This window comes from Microbispora triticiradicis (genome assembly GCF_005864065.1).
Classification (GTDB): Bacteria; Actinomycetota; Actinomycetes; order Streptosporangiales; family Streptosporangiaceae; genus Microbispora; species Microbispora triticiradicis.
Genome location: NZ_VANP01000006.1, coordinates 466473 through 490549, shown reverse-complemented (window position 1 = coordinate 490549; position 24077 = coordinate 466473). Strand labels below are relative to the sequence as shown.

At 73.1% G+C, this 24077-nt stretch carries 22 protein-coding genes and 1 pseudogene; 16 read left to right on the top strand and 7 right to left on the bottom strand.

The window, feature by feature from the left end; all coding sequences use genetic code 11:
- Positions 1-60: 60 nt before the first annotated feature.
- Positions 61-1581 (top strand): glycoside hydrolase family 3 protein, encoded by a 1521-nt coding sequence (locus FED44_RS18910; RefSeq protein ID WP_138461458.1) that lies wholly within the window; start codon positions 61-63, stop codon positions 1579-1581.
- A 96-nt stretch (positions 1582-1677) separates the two neighbouring features.
- Positions 1678-2505 carry an ATP-grasp domain-containing protein gene (locus FED44_RS18905; protein WP_138461457.1) on the top strand — a complete coding sequence of 276 codons (828 nt, stop codon included), beginning with the start codon at positions 1678-1680 and terminating at the stop codon, positions 2503-2505.
- Positions 2506-2549: 44 nt separating this feature from the next.
- On the opposite strand, the gene FED44_RS18900 is transcribed toward FED44_RS18905, so the two are convergent.
- Positions 2550-3311, bottom strand: coding sequence for an SDR family oxidoreductase (locus tag FED44_RS18900; protein WP_138461456.1), 762 nt, complete (start codon positions 3309-3311; stop codon positions 2550-2552).
- Between the two features lie 248 nt (positions 3312-3559).
- On the bottom strand, positions 3560-3817 hold the full coding sequence (locus tag FED44_RS18895) for a hypothetical protein (protein ID WP_133306211.1): 258 nt from the start codon (positions 3815-3817) through the stop codon (positions 3560-3562).
- Positions 3818-4016: 199 nt separating this feature from the next.
- On the opposite strand from FED44_RS18895, the gene FED44_RS18890 reads away from it, so the two are divergent.
- The 3 genes from FED44_RS18890 to FED44_RS18880 all read left to right on the top strand — a co-directional run bounded on the left by FED44_RS18890 (position 4017) and on the right by FED44_RS18880 (position 6547).
- Positions 4017-4769 carry a GntR family transcriptional regulator gene (locus FED44_RS18890; RefSeq protein ID WP_117410488.1) on the top strand — a complete coding sequence of 251 codons (753 nt, stop codon included), beginning with the start codon at positions 4017-4019 and terminating at the stop codon, positions 4767-4769.
- A 320-nt stretch (positions 4770-5089) separates the two neighbouring features.
- Positions 5090-5815: a GNAT family N-acetyltransferase gene (locus FED44_RS18885; protein ID WP_117410489.1), complete on the top strand. Its 726-nt coding sequence runs from the start codon at positions 5090-5092 to the stop codon at positions 5813-5815.
- A gap of 51 nt (positions 5816-5866) precedes the next feature.
- Positions 5867-6547, top strand: a complete 681-nt coding sequence (locus tag FED44_RS18880; RefSeq protein ID WP_117410490.1) for a copper homeostasis protein CutC — start codon at positions 5867-5869, stop codon at positions 6545-6547.
- Between the two features lie 12 nt (positions 6548-6559).
- Here FED44_RS18880 and FED44_RS18875 read toward each other — a convergent pair whose 3' ends face one another.
- The 3 genes from FED44_RS18875 to FED44_RS18865 form a co-directional block, all read right to left on the bottom strand.
- Entirely contained in the window at positions 6560-8146 is a 1587-nt protein-coding gene (locus tag FED44_RS18875; RefSeq protein ID WP_138461455.1) for an SAM-dependent methyltransferase, read from the bottom strand.
- A 91-nt stretch (positions 8147-8237) separates the two neighbouring features.
- Positions 8238-9419, bottom strand: a complete 1182-nt coding sequence (locus FED44_RS18870) for a DUF6986 family protein (protein ID WP_138461454.1) — start codon at positions 9417-9419, stop codon at positions 8238-8240.
- Positions 9420-9561: 142 nt separating this feature from the next.
- On the bottom strand, positions 9562-10884 hold the full coding sequence (locus FED44_RS18865; protein ID WP_117410493.1) for an FAD-dependent oxidoreductase: 1323 nt from the start codon (positions 10882-10884) through the stop codon (positions 9562-9564).
- A gap of 224 nt (positions 10885-11108) precedes the next feature.
- Between FED44_RS18865 and FED44_RS18860 the strand changes: the two genes are divergently transcribed.
- Both FED44_RS18860 and FED44_RS18855 read left to right on the top strand, forming a co-directional pair.
- Positions 11109-11594, top strand: coding sequence for a hypothetical protein (locus FED44_RS18860; RefSeq protein WP_244302056.1), 486 nt, complete (start codon positions 11109-11111; stop codon positions 11592-11594).
- Between the two features lie 176 nt (positions 11595-11770).
- Positions 11771-13525: a proline--tRNA ligase gene (locus FED44_RS18855; protein ID WP_117410494.1), complete on the top strand. Its 1755-nt coding sequence runs from the start codon at positions 11771-11773 to the stop codon at positions 13523-13525.
- A 44-nt stretch (positions 13526-13569) separates the two neighbouring features.
- Here the strand turns inward: FED44_RS18855 and FED44_RS18850 are convergent, their stop codons facing one another.
- Together FED44_RS18850 and FED44_RS18845 are read right to left on the bottom strand one after the other, a co-directional pair.
- Positions 13570-14148 (bottom strand): ferritin-like domain-containing protein, encoded by a 579-nt coding sequence (locus tag FED44_RS18850; protein ID WP_244302055.1) that lies wholly within the window; start codon positions 14146-14148, stop codon positions 13570-13572.
- On the bottom strand, positions 14141-14674 hold the full coding sequence (locus FED44_RS18845) for a hypothetical protein (RefSeq protein WP_117410496.1): 534 nt from the start codon (positions 14672-14674) through the stop codon (positions 14141-14143). Before FED44_RS18845 ends, FED44_RS18850 begins: the two co-directional genes overlap by 8 nt.
- 160 nt (positions 14675-14834) lie before the next feature.
- Between FED44_RS18845 and rimP the strand changes: the two are divergent.
- From rimP to FED44_RS18800, 9 genes and pseudogenes are all read left to right on the top strand, one after another.
- Positions 14835-15317: pseudogene (rimP, locus tag FED44_RS18840) on the top strand (ribosome maturation factor RimP); the annotation flags it as partial.
- Positions 15318-15430: 113 nt separating this feature from the next.
- The gene (gene nusA / locus FED44_RS18835; RefSeq protein WP_204287092.1) at positions 15431-16420 is read left to right on the top strand and encodes a transcription termination factor NusA; all 990 of its coding nucleotides are present in this window, start codon (positions 15431-15433) and stop codon (positions 16418-16420) included.
- Positions 16404-16706: a YlxR family protein gene (locus FED44_RS18830; RefSeq protein WP_117410499.1), complete on the top strand. Its 303-nt coding sequence runs from the start codon at positions 16404-16406 to the stop codon at positions 16704-16706. The genes nusA and FED44_RS18830 overlap by 17 nt, the downstream gene beginning before the upstream one ends.
- 187 nt (positions 16707-16893) lie before the next feature.
- On the top strand, positions 16894-20004 hold the full coding sequence (gene infB / locus FED44_RS18825; protein ID WP_138461451.1) for a translation initiation factor IF-2: 3111 nt from the start codon (positions 16894-16896) through the stop codon (positions 20002-20004).
- 72 nt (positions 20005-20076) lie between these two features.
- The gene (locus FED44_RS18820) at positions 20077-20376 is read left to right on the top strand and encodes a DUF503 domain-containing protein (protein WP_167521514.1); all 300 of its coding nucleotides are present in this window, start codon (positions 20077-20079) and stop codon (positions 20374-20376) included.
- A gap of 47 nt (positions 20377-20423) precedes the next feature.
- On the top strand, positions 20424-20918 hold the full coding sequence (gene rbfA, locus FED44_RS18815) for a 30S ribosome-binding factor RbfA (RefSeq protein ID WP_138461450.1): 495 nt from the start codon (positions 20424-20426) through the stop codon (positions 20916-20918).
- Positions 20915-21961, top strand: a complete 1047-nt coding sequence (locus FED44_RS18810) for a DHH family phosphoesterase (RefSeq protein WP_138461449.1) — start codon at positions 20915-20917, stop codon at positions 21959-21961. Before rbfA ends, FED44_RS18810 begins: the two co-directional genes overlap by 4 nt.
- Positions 21958-22845 carry a tRNA pseudouridine(55) synthase TruB gene (gene truB / locus FED44_RS18805; RefSeq protein WP_111699760.1) on the top strand — a complete coding sequence of 296 codons (888 nt, stop codon included), beginning with the start codon at positions 21958-21960 and terminating at the stop codon, positions 22843-22845. Before FED44_RS18810 ends, truB begins: the two co-directional genes overlap by 4 nt.
- Positions 22846-22972: 127 nt before the next feature.
- Complete coding sequence (locus FED44_RS18800; RefSeq protein WP_111699771.1) at positions 22973-23917, top strand: bifunctional riboflavin kinase/FAD synthetase; 945 nt, start codon at positions 22973-22975, stop codon at positions 23915-23917.
- Positions 23918-24077 lie beyond the last annotated feature (160 nt).

The following is a 24077-nucleotide window of genomic DNA, read 5'->3' as shown; positions in this document are numbered from 1 at the left end:
AATAGGAAAGTTTCCTATTAGATTGCGGGGCATGCCTGAGCGATGCCCTGTGGACGCAGCATGAAGCGAAGCCCTGACCTGCTCCGTCTGGCCGACACGGTCCTCCTGCCCGGCTTCGCCGGGACCACCGCCCCCGACTGGGTGCGGCGGCGGCTCGCGGGCGGCCTCGCCGGCGTCGTGCTGTTCTCGCGGAACGTGGACACCCCGGCCCAGCTCGCCGCCCTGACCTCGTCGCTGCGCGCGGAGAACCCCGACGTCGTGATCGGCATCGACGAGGAGGCGGGGGAGGTGACGCGGCTGGAGGCCCGCACGGGCAGCTCACGGCCCGGCAACTACGCCCTCGGCGTCGTGGACGACGTGGAGCTGACCGAGCAGGTGGCCCGGGACATCGGGCACGACCTGCGTCAGGCCGGGATCACCATCGACTTCGCCCCGGCCGCGGACGTCAACTCCAACCCGGACAACCCGGTCATCGGCCTGCGCGCGTTCGGCGCCGCCCCTGGGCTCGTCGCGCGGCACACGGCCGCCTGGATCCGCGGCCTGCAGTCCACCGGCGTCGCCGCCTGCGCCAAGCACTTCCCCGGGCACGGCGACACGTCCGTGGACTCCCACCACGGGATCCCGCGGGTGACCGCCTCGCGTGAGGAGCTGGCCGAGGTCGAGCTGTTGCCGTTCCGGGTGGCGATCCGGGAGGGGGTGCGCTCCATCATGACCGGTCACCTGCTCGTGACGGCCTACGACGAGGAGCGGCCGGCCACCCTGAGCCCCCGCGTCCTCACCGGCCTGCTCAGGCGGGAGCTGGGCTTCGAGGGCCTGATCGTCACCGACGGCATCGAGATGGCCGCCGTCTCCGGCCGGTACGGCCTGGGCGGCGCGAGCGCGATGGCCGTGGCGGCCGGGGCCGACGCCGTCTGCGTGGGCGGGGAGAACGCCGACGAGGCGACCCACGCGCGCATCCGCGACGCGATCGCCGACGCCGTGACGGAGGGATCGCTGACGGAGGAGCGGCTCGCCGACGCGGCGGCCCGGGTGCGCGCCCTGGCCGCCTGGCGGGCCGGGGCGGAGCCGGGGGACGCCGTGCCCGGCGAGATCGGGCTGGCCGCCGCCCGCCGGGCGCTGCGGGTCACCCTGCGCGGGCCGGCCGGGACGCTGCCGCTGGCCGCGGCGCCCCACGTGGTGGAGCTCGCGCCGGAGACCAACCTCGCGATCGACAAGGGCATGCCGTGGGGCGCCGGGGAGCCGCTGGGCAAGCTGCTGCCGGGCACCACGGTCACCCGCCTGCGCGAGGAGGACGTGCGCGCGGAGGACGGGCGGGGGGCGCGCGAGCCGGGCGACGGCGTCGCCGCCGCGATCCTGCGCCAGGCGGCCGAGCGGCCTCTCGTCGTCGTGGTCCGGGACGCCCACCGGCATCCCTGGCAGACGGACCTGCTGGAGCGCCTGCTGGCCGCCCGGCCCGACGGCGTCGTGGTCGAGATGGGGCTGCCTGGCCGTACGGACCTGGGGGCGGTCCACATCGCCACGCACGGCGCCGCCAGGGTCTGCGGCCAGGCGGCGGCCGAGGTCCTCGCCGGCCTCGGCTGAGGGCGCCCGAGCAAGCGGCGGGGGAGGGCGGGCGGCGGCCCGGCGGTGTGACACGCGCCGTAGCATGGGCGCCGACGCATCGCTGATGGGAGCTTCATGAAGGTCGCCTACGTCACCGCCGACGATACGGTGAGCCGCCACGACGACGAGCGGGAGACCGCCCTCGCCGCCTGGTTGGGGGCCGGCATCGAGGGGGCGCCGGTGAACTGGCGCGACCCCCGGGCCGACTGGTCGGAGTTCGACGCGGTGGTCGTCCGCTCCGCCTGGGACTACATCGAGCGGCGGGACGAGTTCGTCGCCTGGGCCCATCGGGTGGAGCGGGTCACGCGGCTGTTCAACCCGGCGGCGGTGCTCGAATGGAACACCGACAAGACCTACCTGCGCGCGCTCGGCGTGCCGACCGTGCCCACCTTCTGGCCCGAGCCGGGCGCCGGACTGCCCGAGTGGGACGAGTACGTCGTCAAGCCGGCCGTCTCGGCGGGGGCCCGCGACACGACCCGCACGGCTGATCGGGACGCCGCCGCAGCGCACGTGGCCCGGCTGCTCGACGAGGGCCGCACGGTCATGGTCCAGCCGTACCTCCCGTCCGTGGAACTGGAGGGGGAGCTGTCGCTGCTGTACTTCGGCGGCCGGTTCAGCCACGCCGTACGGCGGCATCCCATGCTCAGCGGCGTCGAGGCCACGGCGGAGAACCGCGCCACCCTGCGCGACCCCGACGACGACCAGTTCGCGCTGGCCGAGCGGGTGCTGGCCGCCGTCCCGCCGGACCTGCTGTACGCCCGGGTGGACCTGGTCAGGATGCCGGACGGCGAGCCGGTGCTGATGGAGGTCGAGCTCACCGAGCCGTACCTGTTCCTGCGGGACGAGCTGGCCGCGCCGGACCTGTTCGCCGAGGCCCTCGCCGAGGCGCTCAAGGCGGGCTGACCCCGCGGCCAGGGCCCGTGGTTCAGCCAGAACGGGCCCGTGGTTCAGCCGTGCGTCGATATGCCCCCGTCCACCGGGATGACGGCCCCGGTGAGGTACGAGCCGGCCCGTGAGGCGAGGAAGACGGCCGCGCCCGCCATGTCGTCGGGCCGGCCGATCCGCCCCAGCGGCACGCCGCTCTCGATCGCGCCGCGCATCTCGGGGTCGTCGAGCGCGAAGGCCATCATCTTCGACTCGAACGGCCCGGGGGCGATCGCGTTGACGGTGATCGACTCCTTGGCCAGCCGATGCGCCAGGTGCCGGGTCAGCATGTGGACGCCCGCCTTCGCGGCCGAGTAGGCGTAGTTCTCCATGAACGGCACCCGCAGCCCGTCGACCGACCCGATGTTGATCACGCGGGCAGGGTCGTCGGGCGAGGCGGCGGCGCGCAGCAGCGGCAGGAACCGGCGGGTGAGGAAGAAGACGCCCTTGACGTTGATGTCCCAGAGCTTGTCGAAGGCGTGCTCGGGATACTCCTCCAGGGGCGCGCCCCAGCTCGCCCCGGCGTTGTTGACGAGCACGTCGAGCCGGCTCTCCCGCTCCTCCACCGCCTGCGCCAGCGTCTCGACGCCCTCGGGGGTCGACAGGTCGGCCCGGACCGCCGGGCAGCCCAGCTCCGCGGCCGTGGCCTCCAGCTCGTCCCGCTTGCGGGAGGAGATGTAGACGGTGGCGCCCGCGTCGAGGAATCCGCGCGCGATCATCTTGCCGATTCCCCGGGAGCCGCCCGTCACGACGACCGTCTTGCCTTCCACCGAGAACAGAGTCATGAGAGAAGCGTACCGACCGGTCGGTTCCCGGCTGGTGCCGCGTGGCGACGGAGTCGAGTCCGGCGGCGCGGGTCAACGGCGCGGGTTAACGGTGGCGGGGGCGGGCGGGGGGGGGGGGCCCCCCCCGGCGCGCGGCGCCCCCGCGCGCGGGCCCCCCCCCCCGGGGGGGGGGGGGGGGCCCCCGCCCGCCCGCGCTCCGCCCCGGCGCGAGGCCTCGACCCCGGCGAGGGTTGGGGTCGAGACCTCGTTCATTCGCACGGAGTCTCTGGGGAGAGGCCGTCGTCGTCCGGCCGCTCCGGCGTGCGGTGGTGCCGCATGATCAGGCGTGTCGCGCCGTCGGGGTCGTCGGAGGGGTGCGTGATGAGGAAGTCATCCTCATGCCACACAAACGACCCGTTCCTGCACCAGACCGTCAGGTCGGTGGATACCGACAGCACGGACATGCCGTTCCCGTTGCTCTGGTAGGTGTGGGTGAACCCCTGCCGGTGCAAGGCGTAGCGCAGCATCCGCGTCGCCTCGCAGGGGTCCCGCCAAGGCAAGTACGGCGTGCCCGCACGGACCGCTAGCACTTGCCCCACCTCCATTGGATGGATTTGTACCAACGTTTGGATAATGCGCGGCCCGGAGGGCTCCGGTCAAGGGGTTGTTTCCCGGTAGACCGAGATCCTCTAGATTTGTTGGAACAAAAGGGTGGATTGAGGAAAGATGGCACGATCGTCGCTCTATCAGCAGGTGGCCGCCGAGGTGCGCAGAGCCATCTACGCGGGCGAACTCGCGCCGGGGGACCAGATCCCGACCGAGACCGACCTCATGGAGGCGCACGGGGTCAGCCGCAACACCGTACGGCTGGCGCTGGGTGAGCTGGAGAACGAGGGTCTCATCCTGCGGATGCGCCGGCGTGGAACGTTCGTACGCGAGCGCCGTCCCCTCCTCATGCGGCCCCAGGACGAGTTCCTCGCGCACGACCAGGAAGAGCCGCGGTTCGACGCGTTCGTCCACGCCGTCCGGTCCGAGGGCCGTACGGCCGACCAGCGGATCGAGGTGTCGATCGTCGAACCGCCCGAGGACGTGGCGACCCGCCTCGCCCTCGCCGACGGCGCCCTGGCCGTGGTGCGCCGCCGCCTGCGGTTCGTCGACGCCCAGCCGTTCAACACGCTGGACTCGTACTTCCCCCTGGAGATCGTGGGGGGCTCCGAGATCGCCCGGCCGGGGGACATCACCCGCGGAGCCAACAGGGTGCTGGAGGAGCTCGGGCACCTGCAGACCCGCGTGGTCGACGACCTCTCGGCCCGCATGCCCACCTCCGACGAGTCGGCGCGGCTCCAGCTGGAGCCCGGCACCCCGGTCGTCGTCCACACCCGGGTCGGCTACGACGCCGACGACACCCCGGTCCGCGTCGCCGTGTCCGTGCTGCCCGCGGACAAACATCTGATCCGATACGAGCTGGAACGTCATTGACGAGGCCCCGGCGCCCGCTCCCCTGAGCGGGCGTCCCAGGCCGAGCCCTCCTCCGGGGGGCGCTCACCTCCTGTGCGCCGGCCCGTCCGGCCGCCGTGCGGATCCCCGTGCCGATCACTACCGTGCCGGTTCCCGTCCCGATCGCCGTTCCGATCGCCGTTCCGATCACTGTGCCGTCTCCCGGGGGCGCTCCCGCCGCTGGCCTCGCCGCACCCGCGCGCCCTAGCGAGGCCTCGCCGTCCCCGCGACGGACGCTGTACGGCGTCTCGCCGTCACTCTGAGTGATCAGATCATCCCCCTCGGCACGAAAGGAATCAGGCATGCCTGCGAACACCCTGGATCTTGTTACGGAACTCACGCTGCGTCGCGCCACCCCCGCCGACCTTCCGGGGGTCCTCGTCCTGCTGGCCCGCACCGCCGGCTGGCTGAACGGTCTCGGCGTACGGCAGTGGCCCGCCGCGGGCTTCCCCGCCGAGCGCATCGCCCCGCTGATCGGCGAGGGGGTCATGTACCTGCTCGACGCCGGAGAGGACGCGGAGACCGTCGACGGCGCCGCCCGCGTGCCCGCCGCCACGATCGCGGTGGACGGCCACGCCGACGCGGAGTTCTGGACGCCGCGGGACCGGCCCGGCGACGCGCTGTACGTCCACAAACTGGCCGTGCACAGGTCCTTCTCGGGCCAGGGCCTGGGGGAGACGCTGCTCGACTGGGCCGGTCTGCGGGCCGCCGTCCAGGGCCGGCCGTACCTGCGCCTCGACTGCGCGAAGGACAACGCCCGGCTGCAGGCGTACTACCGCGGGGCGGGCTTCCGGCACGTCCGCACCGTCGACCTGCCGCACCGCGCCTCGGGGGCGCTGTTCGAGCGGGACGCCTGCGCCGTGCTCTCCGGCTGGGACCGTTCCGAGCACGCCGAACCGGCACGGCCGGGGCAGCGGCGGCGGCCGGAGCGCCGCGTTCCGCTGGTGCCGGCCCCGCGCGGGGGTCACGGGACGCAGCAGTTGCGCGTTCTTGACATCACGGCACACAACGAGTTGATCGAGTGCTGAACAGGGCGGATGCCGTGAGGCGCCGCAAAGGGACCCGATACTGTTCACATCATGACGGGATCCCTCCTTGAAGTGATCGCGCTCGATCTGCGTGACGCCGTGGCCGCCGAGGAGGGTGGGGCCGACCGCCTGGAGGTCGTGTCCGACATGGGCTCAGGCGGGCTCACCCCCTCGGCGGATCTCGTCGCGGCCATCGCCCGCGAGTGCGGACTGCCGCAGATGATCATGCTCCGCCGCGACGCCGGGTTCACGGTGAGCCCGGAGGAGCTCGACCGGCTGCGCCGCGACGTGAAGGAACTGACCGAGGCGGGCGCGGCGGGGTTCGTCTTCGGATTCCTCTCCGAGGACGGGTCCGTGGACGTGGAGGCGACCCAGGCGCTCATCCACGCCGTCTCGCCGCTGCCCTGGACCTTCCACCGCGCGGTGGACCATGCCGCCGACGTGCGGGCCGCGTGGCGCGCCGTACGGCTGCTGCCGAACCTGGCGACCGTTCTCACGTCGGGGTCGCCCGAGGGCGTCGGCAGCGGCCTGCACGTCCTGCGGACCCGGGCGGAGGCGGGGGACGCCTCGCTCGTGCTCGCCGGCGGCGGCCTGCGCGAGGCGCACGTCCCGGCGCTGCTCGACTACGGCATCCGCGCCTTCCACGTGGGAGGCGCGGTGCGGGGCTCCTGGCAGGAGCCCGTCGACCCCAGCCGGGTCAGGCACTGGCGCCGCCTCGTGGACCGGCTCTGAAGCCCGGCGCCGTCAGGCGCGGCGGCGCGCCACCAGGACGGCGTCCCGGATCGTGATCTCGTGCCCCTCCGGGTCCTTCGCCGTGCGCGGCCGCGCCTCGGCGGCCGTCACCTCCCAGGCGGCCGGGTCGAGCGAGGCCGCGATCTCCTCGGCGGTGAACATCGCCTGCGGGAAGTGCGGCCGGTGGGGCACGGTCAGCAGGTCGAGCGGGTGGTGCCCGACGATCAGCAGGGTGCCTCCCGGCGCCACGGCGGCGGCCAGCCGGGCGTACAGCGCCCGCCGGGTCTCGCCCGGCAGGTGCATGTAGTGCGCCGACACCAGGTCGTACGCCCCCTCGGGGAGCGGGTGGTCGCGCAGGTCCGCGTGGAGCCACTCGATGCGGGCCGCGACCTCGGGACCGGCGTCGGCGGCGTGGGCGGCGGCCCGCTTCAGCGCGGTGGCCGAGATGTCCGTCCCGGTCACCCGCCAGCCGCGCTCGGCGAGCCACACGGAGTCGGCGCCCTCGCCGCTGCCGACGTCGAGGGCCCGCCCCGGGGGCAGATCGGCCGCCTCGGCGACGAGTTGCGGGTTCGGGCGGCCGCTCCAGACGGCCGGCCGGGACCGGTAGCGCTCCTCCCAGGCGGCCTCCTCGAACATCGTGCCCATCTGATGCCGGTAGGCGTCGACCTCCGCCGCGGTCTCCTCGGCGACGAGGTCCATGTTGATCGCCGCGCCGGCGCTCAGGCCCGCCGCGGCGGCCATGATCACCTGTGCCATCACGTCAGCCGTGTTGCCCGCCACCCAGACGCCGGGCACGGCGGTGGCCCCGGTCGGCTCCGCGGGGATCCGGCTGCCGACCACCTGACCGCGGGCCTCCACCTCCACCGGCGTGAGCCCGAGCGACCGCGCCACCTCGGCGCGGGCGGTGAACAGCGGCGCGACGACGACCGCGTCGAGCGCGATCACGTCCCCCGAGGCCAGGCGCACCCCGCTGATCGCGTCGCCGGTCACCTCCACCGCCGTGACCGGGCCGTCTGCGACGGCGATCCGGCGCGCCGCGAGCCGCTCGGCGTCCTCCTCCGTCAGCGGCACGGCGTGATGGTTCAGGAACACCACGTCATCGGTCCACTGCCGCCACAGGCAGGCCTGATGGACGGCGTGCGGCCCGGTGGCCAGCACCCCGATCCGCCGGTCGCGGACCTCCCAGCCGTGGCAGTACGGGCAGTGCAGCACGTCGCGGCCCCACCGTCCGGCCAGACCGGGCACGTCCGGAAGCTCGTCCGCGAGCCCCGTCGCGAGCAGCAGCCGTCGCGCCCGGAGCGCACGCCCGTCGTCGAGCGTCACGAGGAAACGGCCGTCGTCCTCCCGCGCCGCCCTCGCCACGCGGCCGTCGGTGATCTCACCGCCGTACGCCTCGACCTCCGCGCGCCCGGCCGCCAGCAACTCGCCGGGCGGCGTGCCCTCCCTGCCGAGGTAGTTGTGCACGTGTGAGGCCGGCGCGTTGCGCGGCCGCCCGTCGTCGACCACCAGCACCGGCCGTCTCGCCCGGGCCAGCGCCAGGGCGCCGCTGAGCCCGGCCGCGCCGCCGCCGATCACGATCACGTCATATGTCCCGTCCACCCGAATCTCCTCTCGCATCGCTCCGGTCACGATGCGACATGATCGGCGGGACTGCCAAACAACGTTGCCGATATGGCAAAGACGGACGCGGTCAGCCGAGGGCCTGGTCGGCCCGGGCCAGCGCGGCGGCCAGCGTCCGGACGGTGGCGGGCTCGTCCAGCACCCCGCCCGCCGCGGCCCGCCGCTCCTCCCACGCATGCACCCGGTCGGCGTACTTCTCGTAGCAGGCGAGATGGAACGCGTAGACGGTCGTGAAGCGGCTGACGAGATGGGAGGGATGCATGTCCCAGCCCTGGTGGAAGCCGTGGGACAGCGAGTGCGCCACCAGCGCCGAGTGCCTGCGGAGCAGGGCGTGCACGTCGGCGGCCGAGTCCGAGGCCGGCGCCGCGGCGAGGGAGCCGTCCGACAGTTCGACGCCCGTGCCGGCGAGCGCGGTCCGCATGACGTGCCTGGCGTGATCGCATGCGGGATGGTCGAGCCGCTGCTCGTCCGGGGGCAGCCCGACCGCCGCGGTGTAGTCGAACACCCCGAAGTGCGCGGCCGCGAGCCGCCCGCCGAGCGACGGCACCAGGCCGGCCGACCGCTGCAGGATCAGCACGGTCTGCGGGGCCTCCACCTGCATCTCGAAGCGCAGCGTCCCGGAGGGCAGCGCCAGCGCGCGCTCCAGCGCCTCCAGGCAGCGGGCGAACTGCCGGAGGTAGTCCTCCATGAGGACCTTGGGGAACGTCACCGTGAACCCGTCCGGAAGCCGCCCGGCCCGCCGTACGACCTCGGTGAGGAAGATGTCGAGCGTACGGACCGAGCGGTGCGGGTCGCCGTCGGCGAACGACTTCACCCGCAGCCCCCACCGGCGCGGCAGCGTGCCCGCGCGGTGCATCTCGGCGACCGCCGCGGCGGCGGACTCGGCGTGCCGGTCCTCCTCCTCCGGCGCGCGCACGCCGTACCCGTCCTCGAAGTCGATCCGCAGGTCCTCGATGGGCTCGTTGTGGAGCTTGCGGCGGACCCGTTCGTGCACCGGCCGGGCCAGTTCGAGGTCCAGCCCGAACAGCGCGGCCAGCTCGCCCGGCGTGAACAGCAGCCGGTTGAGCAGGTCAGCGGCGGCGTGCCGCCATTCGTGGACGACCTCCGCCGTGACCCGGTCCGCCGGCACGTACACGGTGTGCACCGGCTGCCACGCCGGCTCCTGGCCCGCGGGGTAACGGGCGAGCTGGTCGCGGTAGACGCGGTCGAAGCCGTCGAGCAGCCCGTCCAGGCCGGTCAGCGTCGTCTCCATGGGGACGATCCTCGCAGAGTCCCGGCACGGGCGACTTCATCATCGCAGCTGCCCGATCTCGTGCCCGGGCGCGACGGCGCCCGCTACCACCGGCCGGGGTACTGGAACTGACCTCGTCGGCCACGCGCCGCCCGACGGGCGCTCAGGAGGGCGTTCCCCCGTGCGCGAGACGGCCGCAGGCGCCCAGCATGGCGTCCCTGCCCACCAGCTTCACCCGCTCGCCCCGCTTGAGGTTCTCCGCCAGCGCCGCCTCCGCGGCCTCGATCCCGAGCCAGTCCTCGTACGTCACCGGGCGCACGCCGCGCGCGGCGAGCAGGTCGTCCAGCCGGACCGTGGCGGTCCCCGGCGTCACCTCGGCGAGCAGGGTGCGCACGGTCTCCGCGGCGTCGGACTTGTTGGTCCCGATCACCCCGGTCGGTCCCCGCTTCAGCCAGCCCGCGACGTACTGCCGGTCGGTCACCTTCCCGGCGACGTTGGGCACCGTCATCGCCCGCGCGTCGAAGGGCACCCCAGGCAGCGCGACGCTCCGGTAGCCGACCGAGCGCATCACCATGTCCGCCGGGATCGTCTCGAACTCGCCGGTCCCGACGACCCGCCCGTCCTCCAGGCGGGTCCGCTCCAGCCGTACGCCCTCGACCCGGGAGATTCCGAGGATCTCCACCGGGCGCAGCCAGAAGCGCACCTCCAGACGGCGCGGCCGGTCGGCCGGCTCGCGCTCCGACCACGACCGCAGCACGTCCACGTTGCCCTTGACCTGCCGGGACAGGGCGGTCAGGTCGGCGGTCCCGATTTCGTGAGGGAAGGTCAGGACGTCGGCGTTCAGCAACTCGCCGAGCTCGCGCAGCTCCTTGAGGGTGAACTTGGCGTGCTCCGGGCCGCGCCGGCCGACCATGTGGATGCGCCTGACCCGCGAAGCGGCCAGCCGGTCGAGCACCTCCTCGGGCACGTCGGTGCCACGCAGTTCGTCGGCGGTCTTGGCCATGATCCGCACCACGTCCACGGCGACGTTGCCGACGCCGATGACGACGACGTCCTCGGCGTCCAGGGAGAAGGTGTCCGGCGGGACGTCGGGGTGGCCGCAGTACCAGTTGACGAAGTCCGTCGCGGCGACGCTGCCCGGCAGGTCCTCGCCCGGGATGCCGAGCTGCCTGTCGACCATCGCGCCGGTGCAGTAGACGACGGCGTCGTAGCAGGACAGCAGGTCGTCGGCCGAGACGTCCGCCCCGAGTTCCACACCGCCGAGGAAGCGCACCCCGGGCGTCTCCAGGACGCGCCGGAGGTATCCGGCGATCGACTTGATCGACGTGTGGTCGGGCGCGACGCCGTACCGTACGAGCCCGTAGGGCGTCGGCAGGCGTTCGAGCACGTCCACCTCGACGGGGTCGTGCGACTGTTTGACCAGTGCCTCGGCCGTGTAGATCCCGGCCGGGCCCGACCCGACGATCGCGACGCGCAGTGTCACCATGGCCTCCCGGCAGCGGCGGCGTCTCTGTCTTTGATTCTTTATCATCGGCGGCGGCCGTGTCACCGGAACGCCATGCCGAGGCACCCGACTGTGATCCGTGTTGTGATGATTCGTGGGGTTGCGGCGACCCGGCGGCCGCGATCAGAGTGATGCCCGTGGGCTCTGGGGCTAAAAGACGGGGAAACCCGCGGACGAGACGGCCGGGCGGTGGGACCCTCCCTGACATGAGGGGACTGCGCGGGGGGCAGGACGAGCCCGGGGCCTCGCCGGCCACGGTCCGGGGGCCGCGGAACGATCCAGGCGACGGCCGCCGCTACGAGGCGCTGGGCCGGGTCATGGCCGCGCTGTCCGGCGAGGCGGAGACACTGGAGGCGTGCCGCGACCTCACCTGGTGGCGGACCACCGACCACTCCTGGCAGGTCGAGTGGCGCGACGGCCCGCAGGCGGCGGAGGTGGCGGCGCTGCTGGTCGAGCGGATCGGCGAGCCGGGTCCCGAGGCCGCGCCGACCGCCCCGGCCGGTCCCGCGACCGCGTCGACCGCCGTGATCGACGTGATGGGGGTGACCTTCGTGCTGCGGGCGATCGACCCGTTCGGGATGGAACGGCTGCGGTCCAGGCCGGGCCTGTGGCGGCTGTCGGCGGTGCTGGACGGCCCGGCGGGCGCCGGGGAGCGGTCGCGCCAGCACTGGGAAGAACTTCTCGGCGGCTGAGCGGGGGCGCGCGTGGAGGGGAGGCGGCGGGTGTCCCGAGTCGATAGCCTTGGAGCACATCGTCTTCGTCTCCCACGCCGCCGCCGGGGGTCCGCGAGGAGATCCGCGCCGGGGTCTCCGGCCGCGGCGATCCGGAGGAGGCGTGGCGGGAGACCTCTCACGAGCAAGGAGTAGCCGTGCTGCTGCGTATGTCGACCCTGTTCCTGCGCACCCTGCGTGAGGATCCGGCGGACGCGGAAGTGCCGAGCCACAAGCTGCTCGTCCGCGCCGGCTACGTCCGCCGGGTCGCGCCCGGCATCTACTCCTGGCTGCCCCTCGGCAAGATCGTGCTGGAGAACGTCGCCCGGGTGGTCCGCGAGGAGATGGACCGGATGGGCGCGCAGGAGGTGCTGTTCCCCGCGCTGCTGCCCCGCGACTACTACGAGCCCACGGGCCGCTGGACCGAGTATGGCGACACGCTGTTCCGCCTGAAGGACCGCAAGGGCGCCGACTACCTCCTCGGGCCGACCCACGAGGAGATGTTCACCGACATGGTCAAGGGGGAGTACTCCTCCTACAAGGACTATCCGGTGACGCTGTACCAGATCCAGACCAAGTACCGCGACGAGGCGCGTCCCCGGGCCGGCATCCTCCGGGGCCGCGAGTTCGTGATGAAGGACTCCTACTCCTTCGACCTCGACGACGACGGCCTGAAGCGGTCCTACGAGATGCACCGCGACGCATACATCCGCATCTTCGACCGCCTCGGCATCGACTACCGGATCTGCTTCGCCATGTCGGGCGCGATGGGCGGATCGGCCTCAGAGGAGTTCCTCGCGCCCTGCGCCACCGGTGAGGACACCTTCGTGGCCTGCCACAACTGCGGGTACGCGGCCAACGCCGAGGCGGTCGTCACGCCCGCGCCGCCCGCGGTGACCGCCGAGCAGCCGGCCATGGAGGTCCTCGACACGCCCGGCACGCCGACGATCGAGTCGCTGGTGACGTACGTCAACGAGCGGTACGGCCTGGGCGTCACCGCGGCGGACACGCTGAAGAACCTCGTCGTCAAGGTCCGCACGCCGGGCTCCGACGAGGTCAGGACCGTGATCGTCGGCGTCCCCGGCGATCGCGAGGTGGACTTCAAGCGCCTGGAGGCCGCGCTCGCGCCCGGCGTGCCGGAGATCTTCGAGGCCGAGGACTTCGCCCGCCACCCGGGCCTGGTGCGCGGCTACATCGGCCCGCAGGTGCTCGCGGACCTCGGGATCACCTACCTGGTCGACCCCCGCGTCGTCGCCGGCTCGGCATGGGTGACCGGCGCCAACGAGCCGGGCAAGCACGCCGCGCACGTGGTCGTGGGCCGCGACTTCCAGCCCGACGGCACGATCGAGGCCGCCGAGGTGCGCGCGGGCGACTCCTGCCCCCGCTGCGCGCACCCGCTGTCCATCGACCGCGGCATCGAGATCGGCCACATCTTCCAGCTCGGCCGAAAGTACGCCGACGCGGCCCACCTCGACGCGCTCGGGCCGGACGGCAAGCCCATCCGCATCACCATGGGCTCGTACGGCGTCGGCGTGTCCCGGGCGGTGGCGGTGCTGGCCGAGCAGCGGCACGACGAGCTGGGCCTGGTGTGGCCCAGGGAGGTGGCCCCCGCCGACGTGCACATCGTGGGCACCGGCAAGGAGAACCAGATCGAGGTGGCCAGCGAGCTCGCCGAGAGCCTGGAGGCGCGGGGACTGCGCGTGCTGGTGGACGACCGTCAGGGCGTGTCGCCGGGCGTCAAGTTCAAGGACTCCGAGCTGCTGGGCGTGCCCACCGTCCTGATCGTCGGCCGTGGGCTGGCCCAGGGTGTGGTGGAGCTGCGCGACCGGGTCGCCGGGACCAAGGAGGAGATCCCGCTGGACCAGGCCGTCGACCGCGTCCTCGCCGCCTGCCTCCCCGCCTCTCCCGCGTGATCTTCGTGTAGCCGGTAGGGCCGGGTCCCGGCCCTACCGGGCGATCACGACCCGGAGGGAGTGGCGTCGGGGAGTTCGGCGTCGGTCTCTGCGGCGCCGCTTTGTGTGGCGCCGGTCGGTTCGCCGCCGGGCGGCCCGGCTTGAGTGGGACCGGCGTCGCGGCCGGGCATGCCGGGGAAGGCGCCGATCTCCGGCTGCCAGCCGTACGCGCGTGTCGCGCTCTCCTGCGCAGCCAGCGCGGCGAGCCGCCGCAGGGCGGGATCGCGGTCGGCGGCGAGCTCCAGATAGGCGGTGACGACCCGCTGCTCCACGAGCACCGCCAGGCGCACCGCGTCGGACGGCGTGCGCACCTCGAACGGGAGGCCGTAGGAGGGTCCCGGCTCGGTGGGCGTGCCGCCGCGCTGGGTGATGAGCGTGCGCAACTGGTCGCGCCGTGCCCGGTGGGCGTCGAAGGCCGCCGTCGCCCGGGCGCGCAGCCCGCCCTTCGTCCGCCCGCCGACGACTCCGTAGGCGTACACGGCGGCGTACTCGGCGGACAGGGCCCGGCCGAGGGCACCGACGGAGGGCTCCGCGGCCGTACTCACAGCCGGGCTCACGACGGGCGGGGTCGCGGGTTCAGCCACGCAGTCTCCCCAGGGCGACGACATGGACGGCCTCGCAGGCGCCGATGCTGGCCAGAAGCTGGGCGAGGGCGGGCGAGGCCGTGGCGGTCTGCGCGGGACGCGCCGCCGCCGCGGTCCGTTCGGCGTCCCTCAGCGCTTCTACGGAGACTTCGGGCGAGCCGTCGGAGGGCGATCCGGACGGTGCTGCGACCGGTGATCCGGAGGACGACGGGGCCGGCGTCGTCGGAGCGTTCCCGGCGGGCAGCAGCGCGCGCAGCGCCCGCGCGTGAGCCGCGTGCCGCTGCCGGAACGGCTCCAGCGCGGCGGCCCGGCCGGGCAGGGCGGCGACCGCGCGCCCGTACAGCGACACCAGCCGCTCCTTGTCCGCGATCAGCTCGCCGATCAGCACGGTCTGCGGGTCCGGAGGGGGTGGTGCGGCGGGCTTGCCCGGGCCGCTCGAACAGCCTCCCGCGGCGGCCAGGCCCGCCGCGGCGGCGACGCCCAGCAACGCGCGTCTGGTCACCCGTGCCCCGCCGCCGTCCTCCACGAGACAGCATCGTACGGCGCGCCGCCCACTGGTCCCCGCCCGTGACCGTGATGATCGTGTGCGTGTCGGATCGTCGCCCGGGTGTGGCGCAGTTTCCACCTCCCGGTGTCGATAGGCTGTTGGCACATCGGGCGAGTTACACGGTCATAGGGAGGTCGGCATGGGCAGCGATGCTCGACGCGGCCGCCTGGTCGAACTGCTCGGCCCGGTGGTCGCCGCCGAAGGGTTCGACCTGGAGGACGTGACGGTCACGCCGGCGGGCCGCCGGCGGCTGGTGCGCGTGGTGGTGGACCGGGACGGCGGCGTGAGCCTGGACGACGTGGCCGACGTGAGCCAGTCCGTCTCCAAGCGGCTCGACGAGGTGGACGTGCTCGGCGGCAGCGCGTACGTCCTGGAGGTCACCTCCCCCGGCGTGGACCGGCCGCTCACCGAGCCGCGCCACTGGCGCCGGGCGCAGGGGCGGCTGGTGCGGGCGGAGCTGCGTGACGGCACCTCGGTGGAGGGCCGCGTTACCGGCGCGGACGAGTCCGGTGTGGAGCTGGACGGCGCGCGCGACATCGCCTACGGCGAGCTGGTGCGCGGCCGTGTGCAGGTCGAGTTCAACCGGCGCGACGCCGGTCTCGAAGACGAACTCGACGACGAACTTGATGACGAACTTGATGACGAACGTGACGAGGACCTCGATGTCGACGAGGACATCGCCGACGCCGCCGGCACCGGCGACGAGGGCTAGGGGGGAGCCTTGTGGACATTGACATGAGCGTCCTGCGCAGCCTGGAGCGGGAGAAGGACATCTCCTTCGACCTGGTCGTCAAGGCGATCGAGGACGCGCTGCTGATCGCGTACTTCAGGACCGAGGGCGCGGCGCAGAAGGCGCGCGCCGAGCTGGACCGCGACACGGGCCACGTGGTGATCTGGGCGGCCGAGCTGGGCGAGAACGGCGACGTCGTGCGCGAGTACGACGACACCCCGTCCAACTTCAGCCGGATCGCCGCCACCACGGCCAAGCAGGTGATCCTGCAGCAGCTCAGGGACGCCGAGGACGAGATCAACTTCGGCGAGTTCGCGAGCCGCGAGGGCGAGCTGGTGGCGGGCGTCATCCAGCAGGGCAAGGATCCGCGGGTGGTGCTGGTCGACCTCGGCAAGATCGAGGCGATCCTCCCGCACAACGAGCAGGTCCCCGGTGAGGAGTACGCGCACGGCGAGCGCATCCGCTGCTACGTCGTCCAGGTGAAGAAGGGCCCGAAGGGCCCGTCGGTCACCCTTTCGCGCACCCACCCCAACCTGGTGAAGAAGCTCTTCGCGCTGGAGGTCCCGGAGATCGCCGACGGCACGGTGGAGATCGCGGCCATCGCCCGGGAGGCGGGTCACCGCACCAAGATCGCCGTACGGTCGCGCAAGCCGGGCGTCAACGCCAAGGGCGCGTGCATCGGCCCGATGGGCTCGCGGGTGCGCAACGTGATGACGGAGCTGCACGGCGAGAAGATCGACATCATCGACTGGTCCGAGGATCCGGCCGAGTTCGTCGGGAATGCCCTGTCTCCCGCGCGTGTTTCCCGTGTCGAGGTGGTCGACGCCGATGGCCGCATGGCGCGCGTCATCGTGCCCGACTACCAGTTGTCCCTGGCCATCGGCAAGGAAGGGCAGAACGCCCGCCTCGCCAACCGGCTGACCGGCTGGCGGATCGACATCCGGCCGGACACCGAGCAGGCCCCTGCTGATCCCGCCGATGCGTCGGCGAGGTAAGCTGGAATACGGTTGCCGGGCAGTCCCGCTGAGAACGTGTGTGGGCTGCCGGGTTCGCACGGTAAAGTCCGAGTTGCTCCGCCTGGTCGTGGTCGAGGACGTCATCGTCCCCGACGTGCGAGGACGGCTCCCGGGACGCGGTGCCTCGATGCATCCGTCCCCGCGCTGTCTGGAGCTCGCCGAGCGTCGGCGGGCGTTCCCTCGCGCGTTTCGCGCGCAGGGGCCGCTTGACACGTCGCTCTTGCGGGATCACCTGGAGGGGTTGACGCCGGAGCGGTCCGGGTGAATGGTTACCGCTGGTCCCCGGTATCGGCTCCGGGAATCAGGGCACGACGTAATTGTCATGTAGGACGCCGAGTTGATGGGCGGAGTCAGATTGCTATGAGCGCCTGATGAGCACGCGGCGATGAGTACGTTCAGGTAGCGACGGTCCGGCGGCACTGCAAGCCTCCCGGGCCGAGTTAGGGAGTGCAGTGGCGAAGGTCCGGGTATACGAGCTCGCCAAGGAGTTCGGGGTCGAGAGCAAGGTCGTCATGGCCAAGCTCACCGAAATGGGCGAGTTCGTGAGGTCGGCGTCCTCGACGATAGAGGCGCCGGTCGTCCGCAAACTGACCGAGGCGTTCAAGGGTGACGCCTCCAAGGGCGGGGGTAGGCCCGCCCGTCCGGCGCAGCCGAAGCCTGCGCCCAGGCCGGCTTCAGAGAGCCAGGTCAACGGTGGCGCCCCGCAGGCGCCCGTTTCCCAGTCCGGCGACACGGTCGCGAGGCCGGGCCCGAAGCCGGGTCCGCGACCCGCTCCGCGTCCGGTTCCGATGCCTCACCCGCCGGTTTCCCAGCCGGAGGCGGCGCGCCCCGAGACGCGCCCCGAGGCGACTCGTCCGCAGGGGCCCCGTCCGGACGCCCCGCGTCCCGCGGCATCAGGTCCGGCCTCAGGTCCGCGGCCGGGTGGCGCCGGGGCGCCCAAGCCGGGCCCGAGGCCTGCGCCGGCGCCGCGCCCGGGTGGCGCGCCCGCCGGTTCCGGTGCGCCGAGCGGCGGCGCCCCGCGTCCGGGTGGGCCCAAGCCGGGCCCGCGCGGCCCGCGTCCGGGCAACAACCCGTTCTCCTCGACCGCCAGCGGCATGGGGCAGCGCCCCGCGCGGCCCGGCGGCCGTGACGGCGGACGTCCCGACCGAGGCGACCGTCCCGACCGTGGAGACGGCGCTCCTCGTGAGCCGCGCCGTGACGGCGGCCGCGACGGCGCCATGCCGCGTCCGCCCGCCGCGCGTTCCGGCGCTCCGGGCGCGGGTGGTCCGCGTCCCGGCCCCGGGGGTCCGCGTCCCGGTCCGGGCATGGGCGGTCCCCGCCCGGGCCCCGGCGCCGGCGGTCCGCGTCCCGGGGGTCCGCGTCCGAACCCGATGATGATGCCCCAGGGCCGTCCGGCCGGGCCGGGCGGCGGAGGCCCGCGTCCCGGTGGTGGCGGCGGCCGTCCCGGTCCCGGTGGCGGCGGTGGCCGTCCGGGTGGCGGCGGCGGTCGTCCGGGTGGCGGCGGCTTCGGCGGCCCGCGTCCCGGTGCCACGACCGGTCGTCCCGGCGGGCCGGGCGGTGGCCCCGGTGGCGGCGGTGGCGGCGGCGGCTTCGCCGGTCGTCCCGGTGGTGGTGGCGGCCGTGGCCGCGGCGGTGGCACGGCGGGCGCGTTCGGGCGTCCGGGAGGCCGTCCGACCCGTGGCCGCAAGTCCAAGCGCCAGAGGCGCCAGGAGTTCGACAACATGCAGGCCCCGGCGATCGGCGGCGTGCAGGTCACCCGTGGCGGCGGGCAGACGATCCGCCTGCCGCGGGGTGCGTCCCTGGCGGACTTCGCCGACCGGATCGGTGCGAACCCGGCCTCGCTCGTGCAGATCATGCTGCACCTCGGCGAGATGGTGACCGCGACCCAGTCGGTCAGCGAGGAGACGCTCCAGCTTCTGGGTGCCGAGCTGGACTACGACGTCCAGGTCGTCAGCCCGGAGGAGGAGGACCGCGAGCTCCTCGAGTCCTTCAAGATCGAGTTCGGTGAGGACGAGGGTGACGAGGGCGACCTCGCGCCGCGCCCGCCGGTCGTGACCGTCATGGGTCACGTCGACCACGGTAAGACGAAGCTGCTCGACGCGATCCGCCACACCAACGTGGTGGCCCGCGAGGCCGGCGGCATCACGCAGCACATCGGCGCCTACCAGGTGGGGACCACCCACGAGGGCGAGCCGCGGAAGATCACCTTCATCGACACCCCGGGTCACGAGGCGTTCACCGCCATGCGTGCCCGTGGTGCGCAGGCCACCGACATCGCGGTGCTGGTGGTCGCGGCCGACGACGGTGTGAAGCCGCAGACGATCGAGGCGCTGAACCACGCCCAGGCGGCGGACGTGCCGATCGTGGTGGCGGTCAACAAGATCGACAAGGAGGGCGCGGACCCGACCAAGGTGCGGGCCCAGCTCACCGAGTACGGCCTGGTGGCCGAGGAGTTCGGTGGGTCCACGCTCTTCGTGGACATCTCCGCCAAGCAGGGCATCGGCATCGACGGCCTGCTGGAGGCGATCCTGCTGACCGCGGACGCCGAGCTCGACCTGCGGGCGAACCCGGACATGGACGCCCAGGGCCTGGCCATCGAGGCGCACCTCGACAAGGGCCGCGGCCCGGTGGCGACCGTGCTCGTGCAGCGCGGCACGCTGCGGGTGGGCGACTCGATCGTCTGTGGCGAGGCGTTCGGCCGCGTCCGGGCGATGCTGGACGACAACGGGGAGACGGTCGATGAGGCCGACCCCTCGCGTCCGGTCCTGGTCCTCGGTCTGACCGCGGTCCCGCGCGCGGGCGACAACTTCATCGTCGTCGGCGACGACCGGATGGCCCGTCAGATCGCCCAGCAGCGGGCGGCCCGGCAGCGCATCGCCGACATGGCCAGGTCCGGCCGCCGGCGTACTCTCGAGGAACTGTTCAAGGACCTCGAGAAGGGCCAGGTCGACGAGCTCAAGCTCATCATCAAGGGTGACGTCTCCGGTTCCGTCGAGGCCCTGGAGGACGCGCTGCTCAAGATCGACGTGGGCGAGGAGGTCAAGCTCCGCGTGCTGCACCGCGCCGTCGGTGCCATCACGGAGTACGACGTCAACCTCGCGATCGCCGACGACAACGCGGTCATCATCGGCTTCAACGTGCGGCCCGAGGTCCGGGCGCGCGACCTCGCCGAGCGCGAGGGCGTCGACATCCGGTACTACTCGGTCATCTACCAGGCGATCGAGGAGATCGAGGCGGCCCTCAAGGGCATGCTCAAGCCGGAGTTCGAAGAGGTCAGGACCGGCACGGCCGAGGTCCGCGAGGTCTTCAAGGTTCCGAAGATCGGCAACGTCGCCGGTTCGATCGTCCGTACGGGCGTGATCACCCGCAACAGCAAGGCACGGCTCATCCGCGACGGTGTCGTGGTAGCCGACAACCTCACCGTCTCGTCGCTGCGCCGCTTCAAGGACGACGCGACCGAGGTCCGCGAGGGCTTCGAGTGCGGTATCGGTGTCGGTTACAACGACATCAAGGTCGAGGACGTCATCGAGACGTTCGAGATGCAGGAGAAGCCGCGCGTCTGACGCATCGAGCCGCCGCCCCCGCACGTGTGCGGGGGCGGCGGTCGGTCGTCTTCACCGTGGTGAGACACACACATGTTCATCGGTGCACTTACTCTTGACGTCCTGCTCGGCGACGTCCGCTCGCTGAAGCAGAAGCGCTCCGTGGTCCGGCCGATCATCGCCGAGATCCGGCGGCGTTTCCCCGCCGTCGCCGTGGCCGAGGCGGGGCATCTCGACCTGCACCGGCGCGCCGAGATCGGCGTGGCCGTGGTGTCGGAGTCGGCGGCCAACTGCGACGAGGTGCTGGACGCCTGTGAGCGGGTAGTCGCCTACCACCCCGAGATCGAGCTGCTGTCGGCGCGGCGGCGGCTCTTCAACGACCACGAGGAATAGACGGCCGGGCCCCCGCGTCAGCCGTACAGATACGAGGGAGCGTGAGCATGGACGCAGCGCGTGCCAGAAAGCTGGCCGACCGCATCCAGCAGGTGGTGGCGGAGATGCTGGAGCGGCGGATCAAGGATCCGCGGCTGGGGTTCGTCACGGTGACCGACACCCGGGTCACCGCGGACCTGAGCGACGCGACCGTCTTCTACACGGTCTTCGGTTCTGAGGCGGAGCGGGCCGACTCGGCCGCCGCGCTGGAGAGCGCCAAGGGCATCATCCGCTCCGAGGTCGGCCGCCAGACCGGCCTGCGGCACACCCCCACCCTTTCGTTCGTGCACGACCCGCTCCCCGACAACGCCCGCCACATGGACGACCTGTTCGCGCTGGCCAGGGCCAAGGACGCAGAGGTCGCCAAGCAGGCCGAGAGCGCGGAGTTCGCCGGGGAGGCCGACCCCTACCGCTTCGAGGACGACCTCGACGCCGAGCCGGACGAGGCGGTCGAGGAGGGCGAGGAGGAGCCCAGCGACCGCGCGGGACGCCCCGCCCGGTGACCGCGACCGAGACCGCGATCGGCGAGCCGGACTGGCGGCGGGCGGCCGACCTCGTCCAAGGCGCCGGCACACTGGCGCTGGCCTGCCACGTCTCCCCGGACGGGGACGCCCTGGGCTCGATGCTGGGCCTCGGGCTGGCGCTGGCGCGGTCGGGGAAGAAGGTCGTGGCGTCCTTCGGCGACCGGATGTTCGAGGTGCCCCGGCTGCTGCGGTTCCTGCCCGGCCAGGACCTGCTCGTGGAGCCCGCGGCCTACCCCGCCGAGCCGGAGCTGATGATCACCTTCGACGCGTCCACGATGGAGCGGCTGGGCCTGCTCGCGCCGCACGCGGGCAAGGCCGGGGAGCTGCTCGTGATCGACCACCACGTGTCGAACACCAGGTTCGGGACGGTCCACCTGGTGGATCCTTCGGCCGCCTCCACCACGATGGTGGCCGAGGAACTGATCCACCGGCTCGGGCTGCCGGTGGACCGATCCGTCGCCACCTGCCTGTACGCGGGACTGGTGACCGACACCGGCTCGTTCCGGCACTCCGTCACCACACCGGCCGCCCACGCCATGGCGGGCCGGCTGCTGGAGACCGGGCTCCGCCCGGAGGAGCTCGCCAGGGAGCTGTGGGACCGGTCGCCGTACGCGTACCTGCCGGTGCTGGGCGCGGCGCTCGGACGGGCCACGCTGGAGCCGGACGCCGCGGGCGGCCACGGGCTGGTGTGGACCTACGTGACCCGCGCCGACCGCGCCGCCCAGGGCCTGCCGTACGACGAGGTGGAGGGCGTGATCGACGTCGTGCGCCGGGTCGACGAGGCGGAGGTCGCGGTCGTGCTCAAGGAGGACGACGCCGGCGGCTGGAACGTCTCGACGCGGTCCAAGGGCGTGGTCGACGTGGCCCGTGCCTGTGCCGCCCTCGGCGGCGGCGGGCACGCGCGGGCCGCGGGGTTCTCCTCGGCGCTGGCCGTGGCGGACACGATGGCCGCCCTGCGCCCCCTTCTCACCCCGCCCCCTCCTCACCTGCCCCCTCCTCACCCGCACAGGACCGAGCCGTGACAAGAAGGACCCCGCCGCCGAGCGGGCTGATCATCGTGGACAAGCCCGCGGACTGGACGTCCCACGACGTCGTGGGCAAGATGCGCGGCATCGCCGGCACCCGCAAGGTCGGCCACGCCGGCACGCTCGACCCGATGGCGACCGGCGTGCTGGTCATCGGCGTGGAGAAGGCGACCCGCCTCCTCGGGCACCTCGCGCTGACCGAAAAGGTGTACGAGGCGACGATCCGCCTCGGGGCCTCGACCAACACCGACGACGCCGAGGGCGAGGTGACCGCCACCACTCCCGCCGGCCATGTCACCGACGAGGACATCCGGGCGGGCGTCGCCGCGCTCACCGGCGAGATCATGCAGGTGCCGCCGCAGGTGAGCGCCATCAAGGTGGACGGGGAGCGGGCCTACAAGCGGGCCCGGGCGGGGGAGGAGGTCGCCCTGGCCGCCCGGCCGGTCACGGTGCGCGCCTTCGAGATCGGGGAGATCAGGCGGACCCCGGAGACAGTGGACCTGGACGCGGTCGTCACGTGTTCCAGCGGCACCTACATCCGGGCGCTGGCCCGCGACCTCGGCGCGTCGCTCGGCGTCGGCGGCCACCTCACCCGGCTGCGCCGCACCCGGGTCGGCCCGTACGGCATCGAGTCGGCCCGCACGATCGAGGACCTGGCCCGCGAGTGTGTGATCATGCCGATGGCCGACGCGGTGGCGGCGGCCTTCCCCCGGCGGGACGTGGCGGAGGAGGAGGCGCGGCTGGTCGCGCACGGCGGGCGGCTGCGCGCGGCGGGTCTCGGGCCGGGCCCGGTCGGCGTGTTCGGGCCGGACGGCGCGCTGCTGGCGCTGGCCGAGGAGCGTGACGGGGCGGCCCGGCCCCTGGTGGTCTTCGTCTCCTGAGACCGGGGCTGATTCCCGCGCGGCCGCCCGGGCATGGCAGGCTGTCTACTGCGCGCGAGGGCGTCCGGGAGGGCGATCCGGGCCGCCTCGCCGGAGGCGGGGCACATGGATGCGAAGCGAGGTCGAGGTGCAGAGCTGGCACGGGCTGGACGAGGTCCCGCAGGACTGGGGCAGGTCCGTCGTCACCATCGGCGTGTTCGACGGTGTCCATCTCGGTCACCAGCGCATGGTGACGCGAACGGTCGGCATGGCCGGTGAGCTCGGGCTGCCGGCCGTGGCCGTGACCTTCGACCCGCATCCGGAGGAGGTCGTCCGGCCGGGTCACCAGCCGCCGCGCCTCACCACCACCCCCCGCCGGGTCGACCTGCTCTTCTCGCTCGGCGTCGACGCGGTGTGCGTGCTGCCGTTCACGCTGGAGTTCTCCCGCATGACGCCGGACGAGTTCGTGCAGACCGCCCTGGTCGACCGCCTGCACGCGGCCGGTGTCGTGGTGGGGGAGAACTTCCGCTTCGGCCACAAGGCGGCGGGCGACCTGGAGACGCTGCGCACGCTGGGGGAGAAGTACGACTTCACGGCCGAGGGGGTGCCGCTCGTCAGCGACGGCGAGGCCATCTCCTCCACCCGGATCCGCGAGCGGCTCTCCATCGGTGACGTCGCGGGCGCGGCGGCCCTGCTCGGCCGCCCCCACCGGGTGGAGGGCGTGGTGGTCCGCGGCCACCAGCGGGGCCGCGCGCTCGGCTTCCCGACCGCCAACGTCGAGTCGCCGCAGCAGACCGCCATCCCCGCCGAGGGCGTCTACGCCGGGTGGCTGGAGTGCTTCCAGTCCCCCTCGCCGTACGAGGGGGAGCGCTGGCCCGCCGCGATCTCGATCGGGACCAATCCCACCTTCGACGGGGTGGAGCGCACGGTCGAGGCGTACGCGCTGGACCGCGACGACCTCGACCTGTACGGCGCGCACGTGGCGGTGGACTTCGGCGAGCGGCTGCGCGACACGCTCAGGTTCGACTCGATCGAGGCGCTGATCGAGCAGATGCACCAGGACACGGCACGGGCCCGCGCGTTCACGTCGTGACGCACCGCGACGGAGTGCCCCCGGCACCTGGTAGGGTTGTATGTCAGCCATGTTCGGGTGGTGTTCTCCACCCCGGCTGTCTGTCACGGCGACTGTAGGCACGCACGGTCGTTCGCGGGCTCGAAGTGTCGCGCGTGCCATCTCACCAGAACGGAGAAGC